This is a genomic window from Chromobacterium sp. HL1 (assembly GCF_057418835.1).
Genome location: NZ_CP162399.1, coordinates 3,529,149 through 3,546,204 on the forward strand (window position 1 = coordinate 3,529,149; position 17,056 = coordinate 3,546,204).

The following is a 17,056-nucleotide window of genomic DNA, read 5'->3' on the forward strand; positions in this document are numbered from 1 at the left end:
AGTCTGACTGCGGTACAATACTACACTAAATCCAATACCATCAAGATTTTCTAATATTCAGAATGTGAATGCCATGAAATCCATCAAACCGGTGTTGTTGTTGATTCTCGACGGTTTTGGCCATCGCACCGAAGGCGATGACAACGCAATTCTTCATGCCTCGATGCCTAATTGGAACCGTCTGCGCCAGACCTTCCCCTACGGCACCATCAACGCCTCGGAAAACTTCGTCGGCCTGCCCTCCGGCCAGTTCGGCAATTCCGAAGTGGGCCACCTCAACATCGGCGCCGGCCGCGTGGTGCAACAGGACATCAGCCGCATAGACTGCGACATCGAAGACGGCCGCTTCGCCGCCAATCCCGCGCTGGTCTCCGGCATCGCCAAAGCCAAGGACGCGACGCTGCACATCATGGGCCTGCTGTCCGACGGCGGCGTTCACAGCCATGAAAACCACATTCACTCGCTGATCCGCGCGGCCCAGGCCGCCGGCGTCGCGCGCATCCACGTGCACGCCTTCCTGGACGGCCGCGACACCCCGCCGCGCAGCGCCAAGACCTATCTGGAACGGCTGGACGCGGTGCTGGCGGAATGCCCGGCCGCGCGCCTGGCGTCCGTGACCGGCCGCTACTGGGCGATGGACCGCGACAAACGCTGGGAGCGCCTGGAGCCGGCTTACCGGCTGCTGGTGGAAGGCGAAGGCCGGTTCCACGCCCGCAACGGCCTGGAAGCGCTGGAAGCGGCCTACGCCCGCGACGAGAACGACGAGTTCGTCAAGGCCACCGCCATCGGCGAGAGCGCCCGGATGCGCGACGGCGACGTCGTGGTGTTCATGAATTTCCGCGCCGACCGCGCGCGCCAATTGGTCAGCGCGCTGACCGACCCGGCCTTCGACGGCTTCAAGGCGCGCCAGCCCAAGTTCGCCGACTTCGTCACCCTGACCTCCTACGGCGAAGCCTACAGCCGCCTGTCCATCGCCTATCCGCCGCAGAAAATCAGCAACGGCTTCGGCGAATACCTGGCCAGCCAGGGCCTGAAACAGCTGCGCATCGCAGAAACCGAGAAATACCCGCACGTCACCTACTTCTTCAACGGCGGCGAGGAGCAGGTCTATCCCGGCGAAGACCGCATCCTGGTGCCATCGCCCAAGGTGGCCACTTACGACCTGCAGCCGGAAATGAACGCTGGCGAAGTCACGGACAAAATCGTCGCCGCCATCGCCTCCGGCCAATATCAGGCCATCATCTGCAATTACGCCAACGGCGACATGGTGGGCCACAGCGGCATCTTCGACGCCGCGGTCAAGGCGGTGGAAGCGCTGGACGACTGCGTCGGCCGCTGCGTGGAGGCGATGCGCGCCGCCGGCGGCGAGGTGCTGATCACCGCCGACCACGGCAATTGCGAACAGATGTACGACGCCGAACACCACCAGCCGCACACTCAGCACACGCTGAGCCCGGTGCCCTTCCTCTACGTCGGCCGTCCGGCCCGGATCCGCGCCGGCGGCTCGCTGCGCGACATCGCGCCGTCGCTGCTGGCGATGATGGGCCTGGAACAACCAGCGGAGATGACCGGTCAATCGCTGATCGAACTCCAATAAGACCCGCCGCCGCCGGCTCCGCCGGCGTCAAGGAGCCGGACCCCTCGCTCGAGGACGGGGCGTCCGGCCCGCGGCCCAAGCAGAAAGCATATTCCCGGCCATGAAACCCTATGTCCTGATGGCGGCCTTGATCGCCGGAACCAGCCACGCCGCGCCTCCGGCCTCCGCCGCGCTGTCCACCGCCCCGCACCAGCAAGATCTCAAATCGGTGCGCAAGGAAATCGACACCCTGAAAAAAGACATCGCCCAGAAACAGGCGGTGCAAAAAGAAGCGCAATCGGCGATCAAGGAATCGGAACAAGCCATTAGCCAGACCAGCCAGGCGCTGGTGAAGCTGGAAAAGAAACAAAGCAGCTCGGAACAGCAGCTCGAAGCGCTGCGCGCCCAGATCAACGCCAGCCGCAACAGCCTGGCCGCGGTGCGCCAGCGCGTGGCCCTGATGCTGGCGCGCCAGTACAAGAGCGGCCAGCACGACGCGATGAAGCTGATGATGAACGCGAACGACCCCAATCAGAGCGCGCGCGACCTCGCCTACTATCAGCACATCGCCCGCGCCCAACAGCAATTGGTGGCCCAGCTGATCACCCACCAGCACGAGCTGGAAGCGCTGTCCTTCCAGCTGGAGCAGGAACTGGCGCGGCTCAACTCGCTGTCGGACCGCAAGAGCCAGGAAAAGAGCTCGCTGCAGCAGGACAAGGCCAGCCAGCAGCAAGAACTCAACAAGGTCACCGGCGAGATCAAGACGGGACAGAGCAAACTCAGCCAGTTGCAGGAAAACGAAAAACGCCTGACCGGCCTGATCGCCCAGATCAACAAGGAAATCCAGCGTCGCCGTGCCGAGATCGCGCGCAAGGCGGCGGAAGAACGCAAGGCCAGGCTGGCCGCCGCCCGCGAAGCCGCGCGCAAGGAAAACGAACGCCGCCGCAAGCTGGCGGAAAACGCCAAGAAACAAGGCAAGCCGGTGCCGGAGGAAGCCAAGCAGACGGTCACGGTGAAAGAGGAAGCCATCACCGACGTGGCCGACGACAGCGCCGCCGGCCGCGCCTTCGTCAGCCTGCAGGGGCGGATGAAAATGCCGGTGGCCGGACAATTGGTCGGCCGCTTCGGCAAGCCGCGTCAGCAAGGCGTCAGCTGGAAAGGCCTGTTCATCCAGACCGCCAACGGCACCCCGGTGCGCAGCGTGGCCGACGGCACCGTGGTGTTCGCCGATCAACTGCGCGGTTTCGGCAACGCCGTTCTGGTCGATCACGGCGGCAATTACATGACGGTCTATACCGGACTATCGGTGATAGGCAAATCCGTGGGCAGCAGCGTCAAGGCCGGCGACACGATCGGCAACACAGGAACACTGGACAGCGGCGAATCCGGCCTGTACTTTGAAATCCGACACATGGGACGACCCCTAAACCCGCAAGCCTGGGCGCGCTAAGCCAGGCAACGGAGACAGATAACAAACATGAGCAGCCAAAGAATGAAGAAGATTGCCTGGCTAGTGGCCGGCGCCATGGCCGGCGGCGTGCTGACGCTGAGCATGCAAGCCTTTGCCGACAAGGGCGAATCCCCTCTGCCACTGAGCGAGCTGCGCACCTTCGCCGAAGTGTTTGGCCGCATCAAGCAGGACTACGTCGACCCGGTGGAAGACAAGAAGCTGATCACCGCCGCCATCAAGGGCATGCTGACCGGTCTGGACCCGCACTCCGACTACATGGACCCGGAGGCCTTCAAGGAACTCAAGGAAGGCACCCAGGGCGAATTCGGCGGCCTGGGCATCGAGATCGGCGCCGAGGACGGCCTGGTCAAGGTGGTGTCCCCTATCGAGGACACGCCGGCGCAGAAGGCGGGCATCAAGAGCGGCGACCTGATCATCAAGATCGACGACACTCCGGTGCGCGGCCTGTCCCTGACCGACGCGGTGAAGAAAATGCGCGGCAAGCCGGGCACCAAGGTCACGCTGACCATCGCCCGCAAGACCGAGACCAAACCGCTGGTGTTCACGCTGGCGCGCGCGGTGATCAAGACCAAGAGCGTCAAATACAAGCTGTTGGAGCCCGACTTCGGCTATGTGCGCATCACCCAGTTCCAGGAGCACACCTCCGAGGACCTGGCCGCCGGCGTGCAGGCGCTTTACAAGGAAAACAAGCAGGGGCTGAAAGGCCTGGTGCTGGACCTGCGCGACGATCCGGGCGGACTGCTCAACGGCGCGGTCGGCGTGTCCGCCGCCTTCCTCGCCAAGAACCAGCTGGTGGTCTATACCGAAGGCCGCACGCCGGACGCCAAGATGCGCTTGACCGCCAATCTGCAGAACTACGCCCGCCCCAACGGCAGCGACCCGCTGGCCCGGCTGCCGGTGGAAGCCCGCAACGTGCCGCTGGTGGTGCTGGTCAACGGCGGCTCCGCCTCGGCGTCGGAAATCGTCGCCGGCGCGCTGCAAGACCACAAGCGCGCAGTGCTGGTGGGCACCCAGACCTTCGGCAAGGGCTCGGTGCAATCCATCATGCCGCTGGGCAACGCCGGCGGCATCAAGCTGACCACTGCCCGCTACTTCACGCCCAACGGCCGCTCGATCCAAGCCAAGGGCATCGTGCCCGACGTGGTGGTAGAGGACGGCACGCTGACCGCGGCGGAACAAGCCATCCGCGTGCGCGAAGCCGATCTGGAAAACCACTTGGCCAACCCCAACGGCGAGGACAAGCCGGCGTCCAAGAGCAGCGTCAAGCCGGCTCCCGCTCCGGCCCCCCAGCCGGCCCCGGCCAAGCCGGACGACGGCAAGGACAAGGCCAAGCCGGAAGAAAAGAGCCAGTTCGGTCCGCGCGATCCCAACCCCAAGAACGACAACCAGCTGTCGCAGGCGCTGAACATTCTCAAGGTGCAGCAAATCCTGCAGAAAAAAGGCAGCTGATCCCGCGACGGCAGCCATCCCGCGCCCCTGGTTTTTCCAGGGGCGTTTTTCATGCGTGCCCGCTATTGTCCTCCTGCAAAACACCGTCATTCCTGCTACGCTATCCGGCTCAACCCTAGTTTTCCGGCCGGAGCCGCTGACCCCATGCTTACCCGCGAATTCGTGCTTTCCTTTCGCGAAGCCGCCCCCTATATCAACGCCTACCGCGGCAAGACCTTCGTGCTGGCCGTTAGCGGTGAAACCCTGCAGGACGGCGAATTCGCCAGCCTGGCCCAGGACATCAACCTCTTGGTCAGCCTGGGCGTGCGCATCGTGCTGGTGCACGGCATCCGCCCCCAGATCGAAGGCCTGCTGAAACGACACGGCATCGCCCGCCTGTTCCACCGCGACCGCCGCGTCACCGACGCCGCCACCATGGATGTGGTCAAGCAGGCGGCCGGCGCCACCCGCTGCGACATCGAAGCGCTGCTGTCCATGGGCATGCCCAATTCGCCGATGCACGGCGCCCATCTGCGCGTGGCCGGCGGCAACTTCGTCACCGCCCAGCCGCTGGGCGTGCTGGACGGCGTGGACATGCAATACACCGGCCAGGTGCGCCGCGCCGACGGCGCCGCCATCCGCGCCCGCCTAGACCACGGCGAGCTGGTGCTGCTGTCGCCCATCGGCTACTCGCTGACCGGCGAGGCCTTCAACCTGACCATGGAAGAACTGGCCACCCATGTCGCCATCACCTTGAAGGCGGAAAAGCTGATCTTCGTGATCGAACAACGCGGCGTGATGCTGGACGAGGAACTGATCAGTACGCTGACCGCGCAGCAGGCCGAGGATCTGCTGGCCTCCGGCCGGCTGCAGGAAGACGTCAGCGCCTACCTGCCCTACGCCATCCGCGCCACCCGCGAAGGCATTCCGCGCGCCCACTTGATCAGCCGCCACGCCGACGGCGCCTTGCTGGTGGAACACTTCACCCGCGGCGGCAACGGCACCATGATCGCCCGCGATCCGCTGGTGAGGGTGCGCAACGCCAGCATCGAAGACATCGGCGACATCATCGGCCTGATCCAGCCGCTGGAAGAACAAGGCGTGCTGGTCAAGCGCAGCCGCGAACACCTGGAAGTGGAGATCGGCGAATACTCGGTGCTGGAGCACGACGGCAAGATCTACGGCTGCGTGGCCATGCACTCCTTCCCCGACTCCGGCACCGCCGAACTGGCCTGCCTGGCGGTGGCTCAGGACAAGCGCGACGGCGGCTTCGGCGAGATGCTGCTCAAACATGTGGAATACCAGGCGCGCACCCAGGGCCTGCAATCGCTGTTCGTGCTCACCACCCAGACCGCGCACTGGTTTGTCGAGCGCGGCTTCGCCGAAGCGGACAAGAGCGCGTTGCCGCTGGCGCGGCAGCAGTTCTACAACTATCAGCGCCGCTCCAAGGTTTTCGTCAAGGTCTTGTAAGCCTAGGGCCGCGTCGAGGTTGGAAGCGTTTCATCTCTGTGACACAATATTGAATTAACCTTTTTCCGATATTTTAAGGATTGCGCCATGAGCAGAACCGTCAATTGCGTCAAGCTGGGCCGCGAAGCCGAGGCCCTCGACTTCCCGCCGCTGCCGGGCGAACTGGGCAAGCGAGTGTTTGAGAACGTGTCCAAGGAAGCCTGGCAAGGCTGGCTGCGCTATCAGACCATGCTGATCAACGAAAACCGCCTGAGCCTGGCCGACGCCCGCGCCCGCCAGTATCTGGCCGCGCAGCTGGAAGCCTATTTCTTCGGCGACGGCGCCGACGCTCCCGCCGGCTATACTCCGCCGCAGAACTAATCGCCATGCCCAGCCCTCCAAGCGAGGGCTTTGTTTTTCCCTGAACTCTCCACTGTTGGCTTGAACCCCGTATGTCACACACGCAAGACCTGCTGATCAACCGCGAACTTGGCCTGCTCGAATTCAACCGCCGCGTGCTGGCCCAGGCGGAAGACGCCAACCTGCCGCTGCTGGAACGGCTGAAATTCCTGTGCATCGTGTCCTCCAACATGGACGAGTTCTTCGAAGTGCGCGTGGCCTGGCTGCAGGAAACCGCCGAGGCCACGCCGGAGCGCATCCTGGCCGACGGCTCCACGCCGGAACAGGCGCTGGCCAAGGTGGCCACCGCCGCGCACCAATTGGTGCGCGACCAGTACGCGGTGATGAGCGAAGTGCTGTTCCCGGCGCTGCGCGAGGAAAACATCATCTTCCTGCGCCGCAATGAATGGAGTCCGGCTCAGCAGCAATGGGTGCGGGATTTCTTCTTCCGCGAACTGATGCCCATCCTGACCCCGATAGGTCTGGACCCATCCCACCCCTTCCCCAAGGTGCTGAACAAATCCTTGAACTTCGCGGTGGAGCTGGAAGGCCGCGACGCCTTCGGCCGCGCCTCCGGCATCGCCATCGTCCAGGCGCCGCGCATCCTGCCGCGGGTGATCAAGCTGCCGGCGGACGTCAGCGACGGCCATCGCCACACCTTCGTCTTCCTGTCCTCCATCCTGCACTCGCACGTGCACGAGCTGTTCAGCGGCATGGCGGTCAAGGGCTGCTACCAATTCCGCGTCACCCGCGACAGCGAGCTGACGGTGGAAGACGAGGAAGTGAAAAACCTGCGCACCGCCTTGCAAGGCGAGTTGCGCCAGCGCCAGTTCGGCGACGCGGTGCGGCTGGAGATCGCCGACACCTGCCCGGCGCACATGGAAGAATTCCTGCTGACCCAGTTCAACCTCAAGCCGCGCGACGTCTACCGCGTCAACGGCCCGGTCAATCTGGTGCGGCTGATGCAGGTGCCGGACCTGGTGGACCGGCCGGACCTGAAGTTCACGCCCTTCATCCCCACGCTGCCGGAAATGCTGCGCAAGAAAACGCCGCTGTTCGACGCCATCCGCAAAGGCGACATCCTGCTGCATCACCCCTTCCAGAGCTTCCAGCCGGTGATAGACATGCTGACGCTGGCCGCGTCCGATCCGCACGTGGTGGCCATCAAGATGACGGTGTACCGCACCGGCACCGACTCGGTGCTGATGGAATCGCTGATCGCCGCCGCCCGCGCCGGCAAACAGGTGACCGTGGTGGTGGAATTGATGGCCCGCTTCGACGAGGAAGCCAATATCGGCTGGGCCAGCCGGCTGGAAGACGCCGGCGCCCACGTGGTCTACGGCGTGATCGGCTACAAAGTGCACGCCAAGATGCTGATGGTGGTGCGCCGCGAGGAACACGGCCTGCGCCGCTACGTGCATCTGGGCACCGGCAACTACCACCCGCGCACCGCCCGCCTCTACACCGACTTCGGCCTGCTGACCTGCAACGAGCAGATCGCCAGCGACGTCAACGACATCTTCGTGCAGCTGACCGGCCTGGGCCGCGCCAGCCAGCTCAAGCTGCTGTTCCAAAGCCCGTTCACCCTGCACAGCATGGTGATGGAGGCGATAGACCGCGAAATCGCCCACGCCCAGGCCGGCAAGCCGGCGCAGATCATCGCCAAGATGAACGCCCTGCTGGAAAGCCAAGTGATTCACGCGCTGTACCGCGCCAGCCAGGCCGGGGTCAAGATCCAGCTGATCGTGCGCGGCGTGTGCGCGCTGCGGCCCGGCGTGCCGGGGCTGTCCGACAACATCGTCGTGCGCTCCATCGTCGGCCGCTTCCTGGAACACCCGCGCGTGTTCTACTTCCACAACGACCGCAAGGAAGACCTGCTGATCGCCAGCGCCGACTGGATGGGCCGCAACTTCTTCCGCCGCATCGAAACCTGCGTGCCCATCGTCGACGTCAAACTCAAGCGCAGGGTGATTAAGGAAGCGCTGCGTCTCTATCTGGACGACAACGTCAACGCCTGGGACATGCTGCCGGACGGCAGCTACAAGCGCCGCACCTCCCGCGGCAAGCCGCACTGCGCGCAACTGCAATTGCTGGAAGAGTACACCCGCTGACACCCGGCCCGCGGCCTGGCCGCGGGCGCGTTCCCCCGCAAGGACCACCATGGAAATCGCCGGCTACAGTCTTGCCGCCCTGCTCATCGTCGCCGGCCTGGCCGGCACCATGCTGCCCATCATCCCCGGCCTGCCGCTGATGTTCGGCGGCCTGCTGCTGGCCGCCTGGCTGGACAACTTCAACCACCTGGGCGCCATCAGCCTGATCATCATGGCCCTGCTCACCGCGCTGGGCCTGGTGATCGATTTCTTCGCCGGCCTGCTGGGCGCCAAGGCCAGCGGCGCCAGCAGCCAGGCGCTGTGGGGCGCCTTCATCGGCGGCATCGTCGGCATGTTCTTCGGCCTGGCCGGCGTGCTGCTCGGCCCTCTGGTCGGCGCCGTCATCGGCGAGTTCATCGCCCGCAAGGACGCCTTCCAGGCCGGCAAGGTCGGCATCGGCACCTTTATCGGCTTCATCGTCGGCGCGGTGGCCAAGGTGGCCTGCGCCTTCGCCATGCTGGCGACGGCGGCGCTGGCGCTACTGTTCTAGCGGCCGGCTACGCGGCCGCGCGGCTGACCTAAGAACCGATTCAACGTCTACTGCGCTTCAGCGATACGGCGTTGAAACCGGCTTCAGAATGCTCATGTACTGTATGTACATTCCGCTTCTTCAGCCGTTTTTGCCTTGTCTCGCCCTTGCTCGCGAGACTTTGAACAGGCTCTACACCGGGGGATTTGGTAGAATCCCGGTTTATCCCCTTCAATCCAGCGTGAATACCGATGGCACAATATGTAATGTCCATGCTCCGCGTGAGCAAGATCGTTCCGCCCAAGCGCCAGATCATCAAGGACATCTCCCTGTCCTTCTTCCCCGGCGCCAAGATCGGCCTGCTGGGCCTGAACGGCGCCGGTAAATCCACCGTGCTGCGCATCATGGCCGGCGCGGACAAGGAATACGAAGGCGAGGTGCAGCACCTGGCCGGCGTCAAGATCGGCTACCTGCCGCAGGAACCGCAGCTGGACCCTGAAAAAACCGTGCGCGAGGAAGTGGAAAGCGGCATGGGCGACGTGATGGGCGCGCAAAAGCGCCTGGAAGAGGTCTACGCCGCCTACGCCGACCCGGACGCCGACTTCGACGCGCTGGCCGAAGAACAGGCCAAGCTGGAAGCCATCATCGCCGCCGGCGCCAACGACAACGTAGAACACCAGCTGGAAATCGCCGCCGACGCGCTGCGCCTGCCGCCGTGGGACGCCAAGATCGCCCCGCTGTCCGGCGGCGAGAAGCGCCGCGTGGCGCTGTGCAAGCTGCTGCTGTCCAAGCCCGACATGCTGCTGCTGGACGAACCCACCAACCACCTGGACGCGGAATCGGTGGAATGGCTGGAGCAATTCCTGGTGCGCTTCCCCGGCACCGTGGTGGCCGTCACCCACGACCGCTACTTCCTGGACAACGCCGCCGAATGGATTCTGGAACTGGACCGCGGCGAAGGCATCCCGTGGAAAGGCAATTACTCCAGCTGGCTGGAGCAGAAGGAAGCCCGCCTGGCGCAGGAATCCAAGAGCGAAGGCGCGCGCATGAAGGCGATGAAGCAGGAACTGGAATGGGTGCGCCAGAACCCGAAAGGCCGTCAGGCCAAATCCAAGGCGCGTCTGGCCCGCTTCGAGGAACTGTCCAGCTACGAAACCCAGAAGCGCAACGAAACCCAGGAAATCTTCATCCCGGTGGCCGAGCGCCTGGGCAATGAGGTGATCGAGTTCAACGGCGTGTCCAAGGGCTTCGGCGACCGCCTGCTGATCGACAATCTCAGCTTCAAGGCCCCACCGGGCGCCATCGTCGGCATCATCGGCCCCAACGGCGCCGGTAAATCGACGCTGTTCAAGATGATTGCCGGCAAGGAACAGCCGGACAGCGGCGAGGTCAAGATCGGCCAGACCGTGCAGATGGCCTTTGTCGAGCAGACTCGCGAGGGCCTGGACGGCGACAAGACCGTGTTCGAGGACGTGGCCGCCGGCGCCGACATCCTCACCGTGGGCAAGTTCGAGATGTCCAGCCGCGCCTACCTCGGCCGCTTCAACTTCAAGGGCGCCGATCAGCAGAAGAAGGTGGGCATGCTCTCCGGCGGCGAACGCGGCCGCCTGCACCTGGCCAAAACCCTGCTCCAGGGCGGCAATGTGCTGCTGCTGGACGAACCGTCCAACGACCTGGACGTGGAAACCTTGCGCGCGCTGGAAGACGCCTTGCTGGAATACGCCGGCACCGTGTTCGTGATCTCCCACGACCGCTGGTTCCTGGACCGTATCGCCACCCACATCCTGGCGGCGGAAGGCGAATCGCAATGGACCTTCTTCGACGGCAACTATCAGGAATACGAAGCCGACAAGAAGAAACGCCTGGGCGAGGAAGCCGCCAAGCCCAAGCGCATCCGCTACAAGCCGATCAGCCGCTAAAACAAAGCCCGGGTTCTCCGGGCTTTTTTCATGCGCTCACAGCGTCTTCAGCCGCCCGCGGAACTCATCCAGCCGCTGGTAACCCTTGGCCTGCATGATGGCGGCCAGCTCCGCCTCGATGCGATCGAAGGCGCTGACGCCCTCCTCGTGCAGGCAGGTGCCCACCTGCACCGCGGCGGCTCCGGCCAGGATGTGCATGAAGGCCTCCGCCCCGCTCTTCACCCCGCCGCAGCCTATCACATGCTTGTCGGCCAGCAGCAGAGCGAACTCGCGCACATTGGCCAGCGCCGTCGGCAACACGTAGTCGCCGCCCAAGCCGCCCAGCCCGCCCTTGGGCTTGATCACCGCGGACTCGCTGTCCAGGTCTATCACCAGGCCGTTGCCCACCGAGTTGATGCAGGTGACGAAGCGCAGCAGCGGGAAGGCGTTCAACACCGCGGCCATGGCGGCGAAGTGCGCCGGATCGAAATACGGCGGCAGCTTGACGCCGAACGGCCGCGCGTACACCCGGCTGATCGCCGCCAGAGCCTCGGCGCTGGCGGCGAAGTCATAGCCCAGCTGCGGCTTGCCCGGCAGATTGGGGCAGGACAGGTTCACCTCCGGCAGGCAGGGCAGCTTCAGCGCCGCCAGTTCGGTCAGGATGGTCAGGGTGTCGTCCAGCGTCATGCCGGACACGGACAGAAACAGCGGCTTGGCGTCGTCGTAAGCCTGGGCGTAGTCCAGGTAATAGCGGTAGCCCTCGTTGGGCAGGCCCATGGAATTGATGCTGCCCAGCGCGGTGCGCCGATAACGCGGCTCGGGATTGCCGGCGCGCGGCTCCAGCGTGCAGCTCTTGGTCACCACCGCGCCGGCGGCGGAGCGGCGCACCTGCTCCAGTTCCTCCCGCGTGCGGCAATAGACGCCGGAAGCGTTGAACAGGGGGCTGGCCATCTTCATGCCCAGCCAGGAAACGGATAGATCCAGCGACATCGCGCCCTCCGGCGAATTCATCTGCCGGCGATGATAGACGCAAGCCTCGCCGGCCATGCTGCGCCAAGTCAAAACCGGCGCGGACGCCGCAAAACAAACGGCCGCCCTGAAGGCGGCCGCGTCTTAACGCCGAAATCCCCGGAGCTTACATTTGGGACTGGATATAGTTCTGCTCACCCACCATATCGATCAGGCGCAGTTGCTGCTCCAGCCAGTGGGCGTGGTCGTTCTCGGTCTCTTCCAGCAGCACCATCAGTTCCTGGCGCGTCACGTAGTCCTTCACGCTCTCACAGTGGGCCACCACTTTTTTCAGCAAGTTGCCGACGCGGTATTCCACTTCCAGATCGCTGGCCAGCATCGCCCGCACGTTCTCGCCCACCACGATGGGCACGCGCTTGGCCACGTTCGGCTTGCCTTGCAGGAACAAGGTGCGCGCGATCAGCACCCGCGCGTGCGACAACTCGTCCTCGCGCTCGTGATCAATGCGCTCGAACAGCTTGTGCAGACCGAAGTCCTTGTACATCTCGGCATGAATGAAATACTGGTCCGCGGCGGACAGTTCTTCCGCCAGCAGTTCGTTCAGCAACTCGATGGTTTTGGGATCACCTTGCATAAAACGACCTCTTGTTGTTGTAGTTCAATAACGCCGGCGGGCGCGCCGCCGGCGCGAACGGAATTCGCGAACCATTCATTCTAAGCCCTCAGGGCCACAGTTGCACGCCGGCTTGATAAAACGCGAACGACAACAACCAGGCCAGTCCCACCGACCACGCCACCGACATCGCGGTGTAGGCCTTGCTGCGCGACTCGCGGTACATCGCCGCCACCGTGGACAGGCAGGGCACGTAGATCAAGGTGAAGATCAGGAAGCTCATCGCCGAGCGCCAATCCAGATGTTGCAACAAGGCCGCGCCCAGGCCGGCCTCCGGCACCCCGTAGATCACCGCCAGGCTGCCCAGCAGGATTTCCTTGGCGATGAAGCCGAACAGCAAGGCCGCCGCCAGTTCGTGGCGGATGCCTATCGGGTCCAGCACCGGGGCCAGCAGGCTGCCCAGAGCGTCGGCCAGGGTCTTGCCCTCGCCGGCCGGCACATGGGTCAGCAGCCAGACCAGCACCACGCCCAACAGGATGAAACTGGAGGCCAGTTGCAGAAAGGCGCGCACCTCCCCCACCGCCCGGCTCAGCAAATGGCTCAAGCCGGGCAGCCGGTACGGCGGCACTTCCAGCAAGAAGGCCTCGCCGCCGGCGTAACGGCGCTTGAACACCCAGGCGGTCAACACCGCGACGGCGAAGCTCATCAGATAAAGCCCCATCAACACCCACGGCGCCTGCGTCGGCGTGAACAACAGCCCGGCGAAGAACGCCACCACCTGCAAACGCGCCGAACACAGCGAAAACGGGATCACCAGCATGGTCAGCAGCCGCTGCTTGCGCTCGCGCATCACCCGGGTGCCCATGATGGCCGGCACATTGCAGCCGAAGCCCATCAGCTGCATCACGAAGCCGCGGCCGTCCAGCCCCAGCCGCGCCATGAAGGCGTCGGTCAGATAGGCGGCGCGCGCCAGGTAGCCGGAATCCTCCACCATCGCCATCAATACGAAAAACACCAGCAAAATGGGCGCGAAGGTCAGCACCGTCGACACCCCCTGCCAGATGCCGTCCAGCGCCAGGCTCTGCACAATCTCGGGCAAGGGCGCGAGCAAGGGCGTCAGCGCCTGCTCCTTGATCCAGTCCAGGCCGGCGCCGGCCAGCTCCTGCAATGGGGTGCCGATCTGATACGTCAGATTGAACAGCAGCGCCATCAGGGCGAAGAACAGCGGCAGGCCCAGCCATGGATGCATCAGCCAATGGTCCATCTTCTCCGTCAGCCCCGCCGGCAGCACGGGCGGCAAGGCCCAGCACCCAGCCAGCCGCCGCTTGGCCTCCGCCATCGCCTCCCGGGTGTCCGGCACCGCGTCCAGCCTGGCGCGCGCCGCCGGGCCGCCGTCGTTGGCCAGCCGGTTCAAACCCGCCATCAGCGGCGGCCAGCCTTGCATATGCCGGGCCGAGGCCAGAAACACCGGAGCGCCCAGGCGCTCCGACAAGCGCTCCACATCCAGGCTCACGCCCAGGGCTTTGGCCTCGTCGGCCATATTCAGCACCACCAGGCAGTTGAGGCCGCTGGCCAGCACCTGCAAGGCCAGCGGCAGTTGCCGGTCCAGCTGGCTGGCGTTGAGCACCAGGACCGCGCCGTCGAAGGCGCTGGCCAGCAGCACGTCGCGCACCACCGCCTCGTCGTCGGAATAGCCGGTCAAATCATTGACGCCGGGCAAATCCACCAACTCCACCATGTGGCCGCCCAGCAACAGGCGCGCGCTGCTCAACTCTATGGTCAGGCCCGGCCAGTTGCCGACGCGCTGCGACATGCCGGTCAGACGGTTGAACAAGGTGGACTTGCCGGTATTGGGCAGGCCGATCAGGGCGAAACGCTTCATACCGCCACCCTTGCCACGATGAGGCGCGCCAGGCTGCGGCGCAGCAGGAAGCGCGTGGCGCCGACGTCCAGCAATAATGGCCCGCCCAAGGGCGCCGCCCGACGCAGATAAAACCGGCAGCCCGGCTCCAGGCCAAAGGCGGCGACGCGGCGCATGGCCTCTTCGGCCAGCTCCAGGCTGTCGACCACGCCGTGGCGTCCGGCGGGGAATGCATCCAAAGTCAACATGATGATCCGATCAAGAACGAGAATGGTTTGCATTAGTATATCCAGCCGAACCCCGTCGAATATCGGCAAACCGCGGCAATTCCCGCCCTGCTTGACCTGCATCAATAGCATTGTCCTATCCGGATCGACGATGGATTATCGATAGCCGGCCACTGCGCTTGCGGTTAAAATCGCGGACAATCAATCGACAAGCTACGGGCCCAAGACAATGAGCATCAAATCGGACAAGTGGATTCGCCGGATGGCGGACGAGTACAAAATGATCGAACCCTTCGAGCCCAACCAGATCAAGATGGTGGACGGCCAGAAGGTGATCTCCTACGGCACGTCCAGCTACGGCTACGATATCCGCTGCGCCGACGAATTCAAGGTGTTCACCAATATCAACAGCACCATCGTCGACCCGAAAAACTTCGACCCCAATTCCTTCGTGGAAGTCTCCGGCAAGGGCTATTGCATCATCCCGCCCAACAGCTTCGCGCTGGCCCGCACCGTGGAATACTTCCGTATTCCCCGCTCGGTGCTGACCGTCTGCCTGGGCAAATCCACTTACGCCCGCTGCGGCATCATCGTCAACGTCACCCCGTTCGAACCGGAATGGGAAGGCTATGTGACGCTGGAGTTCTCCAACACCACGCCGCTGCCGGCCAAGATCTACGCCAACGAGGGCGTGGCCCAGGTCTTGTTCTTCGAATCCGATGAAATTTGCGACGTGTCCTACAGCGACCGCGCCGGCAAATACATGGGCCAGGTGGGCGTGACCCTTCCGCGCCCCTGAAACGCTTCCCGCCAGCAAAAAAGGGATGGCTTAGCCATCCCTTTGTCATTTAAATCCCGCCAAATCCGTCCTCGCAATTTCACCTTAATGTTCTAGGATAAACAGAGGGTTAGCTGACTTTCCCGGTTGGTCGGCCCTTGTACAGCAATTGATTTCTTCTTGGGGCGTAGCGGTTCCCCCTTGCCGTTGCGCCCCTTTTTTTTATCCGCCGATCCCATTGCCCTGCCTCCGGTTTCTTGCCATGATCTTCGCTTTGGCGAAAGGCGGAAATATGCCGGACATATATGATTTTTCCATTGAGTCTTTAAACGGGCAGACCCTGCCGCTGGCGAGCTATCGCGGCAAAGTGCTATTGCTGGTCAACACCGCCAGCGAGTGCGGCTTCACCGCGCAATTGGGCGGCCTGGAACAGCTGTACCAGCGCTACCGCGAGCAAGGCCTGGAGATCATCGGCTTCCCCTGCAATCAGTTCGGCAACCAGGAGCCTGGGGACGCCGCCGCCATCGGCCAGTTCTGTCAGAAGAATTTCGGGGTCAGCTTCCCGCTATCCGCCAAGATCGACGTCAACGGCGCCGACGCGCATCCGCTCTGGCGTCATCTCGTCGCCGCCAAGCCCGGCTTGCTGGGCAGCCGGCGCATCAAATGGAATTTCACCAAATTCCTGGTGGACGGCGAAGGGCGCATCCGCAAGCGTTTCGCCCCCTACGTCAAGCCGGCGGCGCTGGAGCGCGCCATCGAAACCCTGCTGCGAACGCAGAAGCGCTAGATTCTCTAGCGACAGCTCAGCTCAGTTCGCCGGACAGATAGAACCAGCGGCCGTCCTCGCGCAGGAAGCGGCTGCGCTCGCGCATGCGTTCGGCCTTGCCGCCCACCTTGTAGCGCGCGGAGAACTCCACCACGCCCTCGGCGTCGGCCGCGCCGCCGGCCTCCGTCGCCAACACCTCCAAGCCCAGCCATTTGACCACGCCGGCGTCCGCGGCCAGATCCAGCGCCTGCGGCCGGGTGCTGGGATGCCAGCTCGCCAGCAGATACGCCTCGTCGCCGCGCGCGTAAGCGGTGTAGCGCGAACGCATCAAGGCTTCCGCCGTGGGCGCGGGCGCGCCGTCCGCCCCCAGGTAACGGCCGCAACAGGCCGCGTAAGCGCCGCCCAGCCCGCAGGGACAGCCGGCCGCGTCCGGCTTGGCTTTCTTGCCCATGCTCAAGCCCCCAGGGCCGGCAAGCCGTACAGCTTGAGCAGGAAGTTGGTGAAGGCCGGCTCGGCCGGTTTCGGATTCATCTTGGGCCAGCGTCGCATCCATTCGCGCAGACGCTCGTCCATCTTGGCGCGAAACGTTTCCTGGTCGATGCGGCCCGCCTCGCGCTCCACCGTCAGATAGCGGTACATGGCGAAGGTGTTGTCGTCGATGGGATTGGAGCCCACCGCCTTGAGCCGGAACGCGCCCAGTTGATCCGCGGCGGCCAGCCGGGTCAACTCGCCGCTCTTGACCTTGTCGGCCAGGCGGTTGGCTTCCCGCAGCAAGGCGTCCGATTTGGCGCTGGGCGCCGGCGCCGTCTGCGGCCGGCTCTTGCCCGGCGAGGAAGGATGCGAGCTGATGGGCGCGCCCAATTGCTGCAGCGCGCTGCAAGCGGACAAGCTCAGGGCCATCGCGGCCCACAAGAAATAACGTTTCATGCCGGGAATTCTACTCCTGTCCTGATTCGGCGCCGCCGCACGGCGCGTTCTGCTGCGACCGCCCCGCCCACGCCA

Annotated in this window: 16 protein-coding genes; 10 read left to right on the plus strand and 6 right to left on the minus strand. The window is 64.3% G+C overall.

The window, feature by feature from the left end:
• Positions 1-73: 73 nt before the first annotated feature.
• From gpmI to ettA, 8 genes are all read left to right on the plus strand, one after another.
• Positions 74-1,597, plus strand: a complete 1,524-nt coding sequence (gpmI, locus tag AB1Z25_RS15905) for a 2,3-bisphosphoglycerate-independent phosphoglycerate mutase (protein ID WP_486635642.1) — start codon at positions 74-76, stop codon at positions 1,595-1,597.
• A 100-nt stretch (positions 1,598-1,697) separates the two neighbouring features.
• Entirely contained in the window at positions 1,698-3,026 is a 1,329-nt protein-coding gene (locus AB1Z25_RS15910) for a murein hydrolase activator EnvC family protein (RefSeq protein ID WP_486635643.1), read from the plus strand.
• A gap of 27 nt (positions 3,027-3,053) precedes the next feature.
• A complete protein-coding gene (locus AB1Z25_RS15915; protein WP_227104445.1) occupies positions 3,054-4,496 on the plus strand; it encodes a S41 family peptidase in 1,443 nt (480 codons plus the stop codon).
• Between the two features lie 144 nt (positions 4,497-4,640).
• A complete protein-coding gene (gene argA / locus AB1Z25_RS15920) occupies positions 4,641-5,945 on the plus strand; it encodes an amino-acid N-acetyltransferase (RefSeq protein WP_107798492.1) in 1,305 nt (434 codons plus the stop codon).
• Between the two features lie 87 nt (positions 5,946-6,032).
• Positions 6,033-6,305 (plus strand): oxidative damage protection protein, encoded by a 273-nt coding sequence (locus AB1Z25_RS15925; protein ID WP_048409108.1) that lies wholly within the window; start codon positions 6,033-6,035, stop codon positions 6,303-6,305.
• Positions 6,306-6,376: 71 nt separating this feature from the next.
• On the plus strand, positions 6,377-8,434 hold the full coding sequence (gene ppk1, locus AB1Z25_RS15930; RefSeq protein ID WP_107798491.1) for a polyphosphate kinase 1: 2,058 nt from the start codon (positions 6,377-6,379) through the stop codon (positions 8,432-8,434).
• Positions 8,435-8,483: 49 nt separating this feature from the next.
• On the plus strand, positions 8,484-8,963 hold the full coding sequence (locus tag AB1Z25_RS15935) for a DUF456 domain-containing protein (protein ID WP_019100492.1): 480 nt from the start codon (positions 8,484-8,486) through the stop codon (positions 8,961-8,963).
• Positions 8,964-9,193: 230 nt separating this feature from the next.
• Entirely contained in the window at positions 9,194-10,861 is a 1,668-nt protein-coding gene (ettA, locus tag AB1Z25_RS15940) for an energy-dependent translational throttle protein EttA (protein WP_107798490.1), read from the plus strand.
• 36 nt (positions 10,862-10,897) lie between these two features.
• Here ettA and AB1Z25_RS15945 read toward each other — a convergent pair whose 3' ends face one another.
• The 4 genes from AB1Z25_RS15945 to AB1Z25_RS15960 form a co-directional block, all read right to left on the minus strand.
• Positions 10,898-11,830, minus strand: a complete 933-nt coding sequence (locus tag AB1Z25_RS15945) for a dihydroorotate oxidase (RefSeq protein WP_227104449.1) — start codon at positions 11,828-11,830, stop codon at positions 10,898-10,900.
• Positions 11,831-11,975: 145 nt separating this feature from the next.
• On the minus strand, positions 11,976-12,443 hold the full coding sequence (gene bfr / locus AB1Z25_RS15950; protein ID WP_043591049.1) for a bacterioferritin: 468 nt from the start codon (positions 12,441-12,443) through the stop codon (positions 11,976-11,978).
• 88 nt (positions 12,444-12,531) lie between these two features.
• Entirely contained in the window at positions 12,532-14,304 is a 1,773-nt protein-coding gene (gene feoB, locus AB1Z25_RS15955; protein ID WP_486635644.1) for a ferrous iron transport protein B, read from the minus strand.
• Positions 14,301-14,564, minus strand: coding sequence for a FeoA family protein (locus AB1Z25_RS15960; RefSeq protein WP_199225814.1), 264 nt, complete (start codon positions 14,562-14,564; stop codon positions 14,301-14,303). The genes feoB and AB1Z25_RS15960 overlap by 4 nt, the downstream gene beginning before the upstream one ends.
• 175 nt (positions 14,565-14,739) lie before the next feature.
• Here AB1Z25_RS15960 and dcd point away from each other — a divergent pair, with 175 nt between their 5' ends.
• Positions 14,740-15,309 carry a dCTP deaminase gene (gene dcd, locus AB1Z25_RS15965; RefSeq protein ID WP_048412542.1) on the plus strand — a complete coding sequence of 190 codons (570 nt, stop codon included), beginning with the start codon at positions 14,740-14,742 and terminating at the stop codon, positions 15,307-15,309.
• 271 nt (positions 15,310-15,580) lie between these two features.
• Positions 15,581-16,075: a glutathione peroxidase gene (locus AB1Z25_RS15970; protein WP_486635645.1), complete on the plus strand. Its 495-nt coding sequence runs from the start codon at positions 15,581-15,583 to the stop codon at positions 16,073-16,075.
• 16 nt (positions 16,076-16,091) lie between these two features.
• Here AB1Z25_RS15970 and AB1Z25_RS15975 read toward each other — a convergent pair whose 3' ends face one another.
• Positions 16,092-16,505, minus strand: coding sequence for a YchJ family protein (locus tag AB1Z25_RS15975; RefSeq protein ID WP_253315092.1), 414 nt, complete (start codon positions 16,503-16,505; stop codon positions 16,092-16,094).
• Positions 16,506-16,507: 2 nt separating this feature from the next.
• On the minus strand, positions 16,508-16,981 hold the full coding sequence (locus AB1Z25_RS15980; protein ID WP_486635646.1) for a hypothetical protein: 474 nt from the start codon (positions 16,979-16,981) through the stop codon (positions 16,508-16,510).
• Positions 16,982-17,056 lie beyond the last annotated feature (75 nt).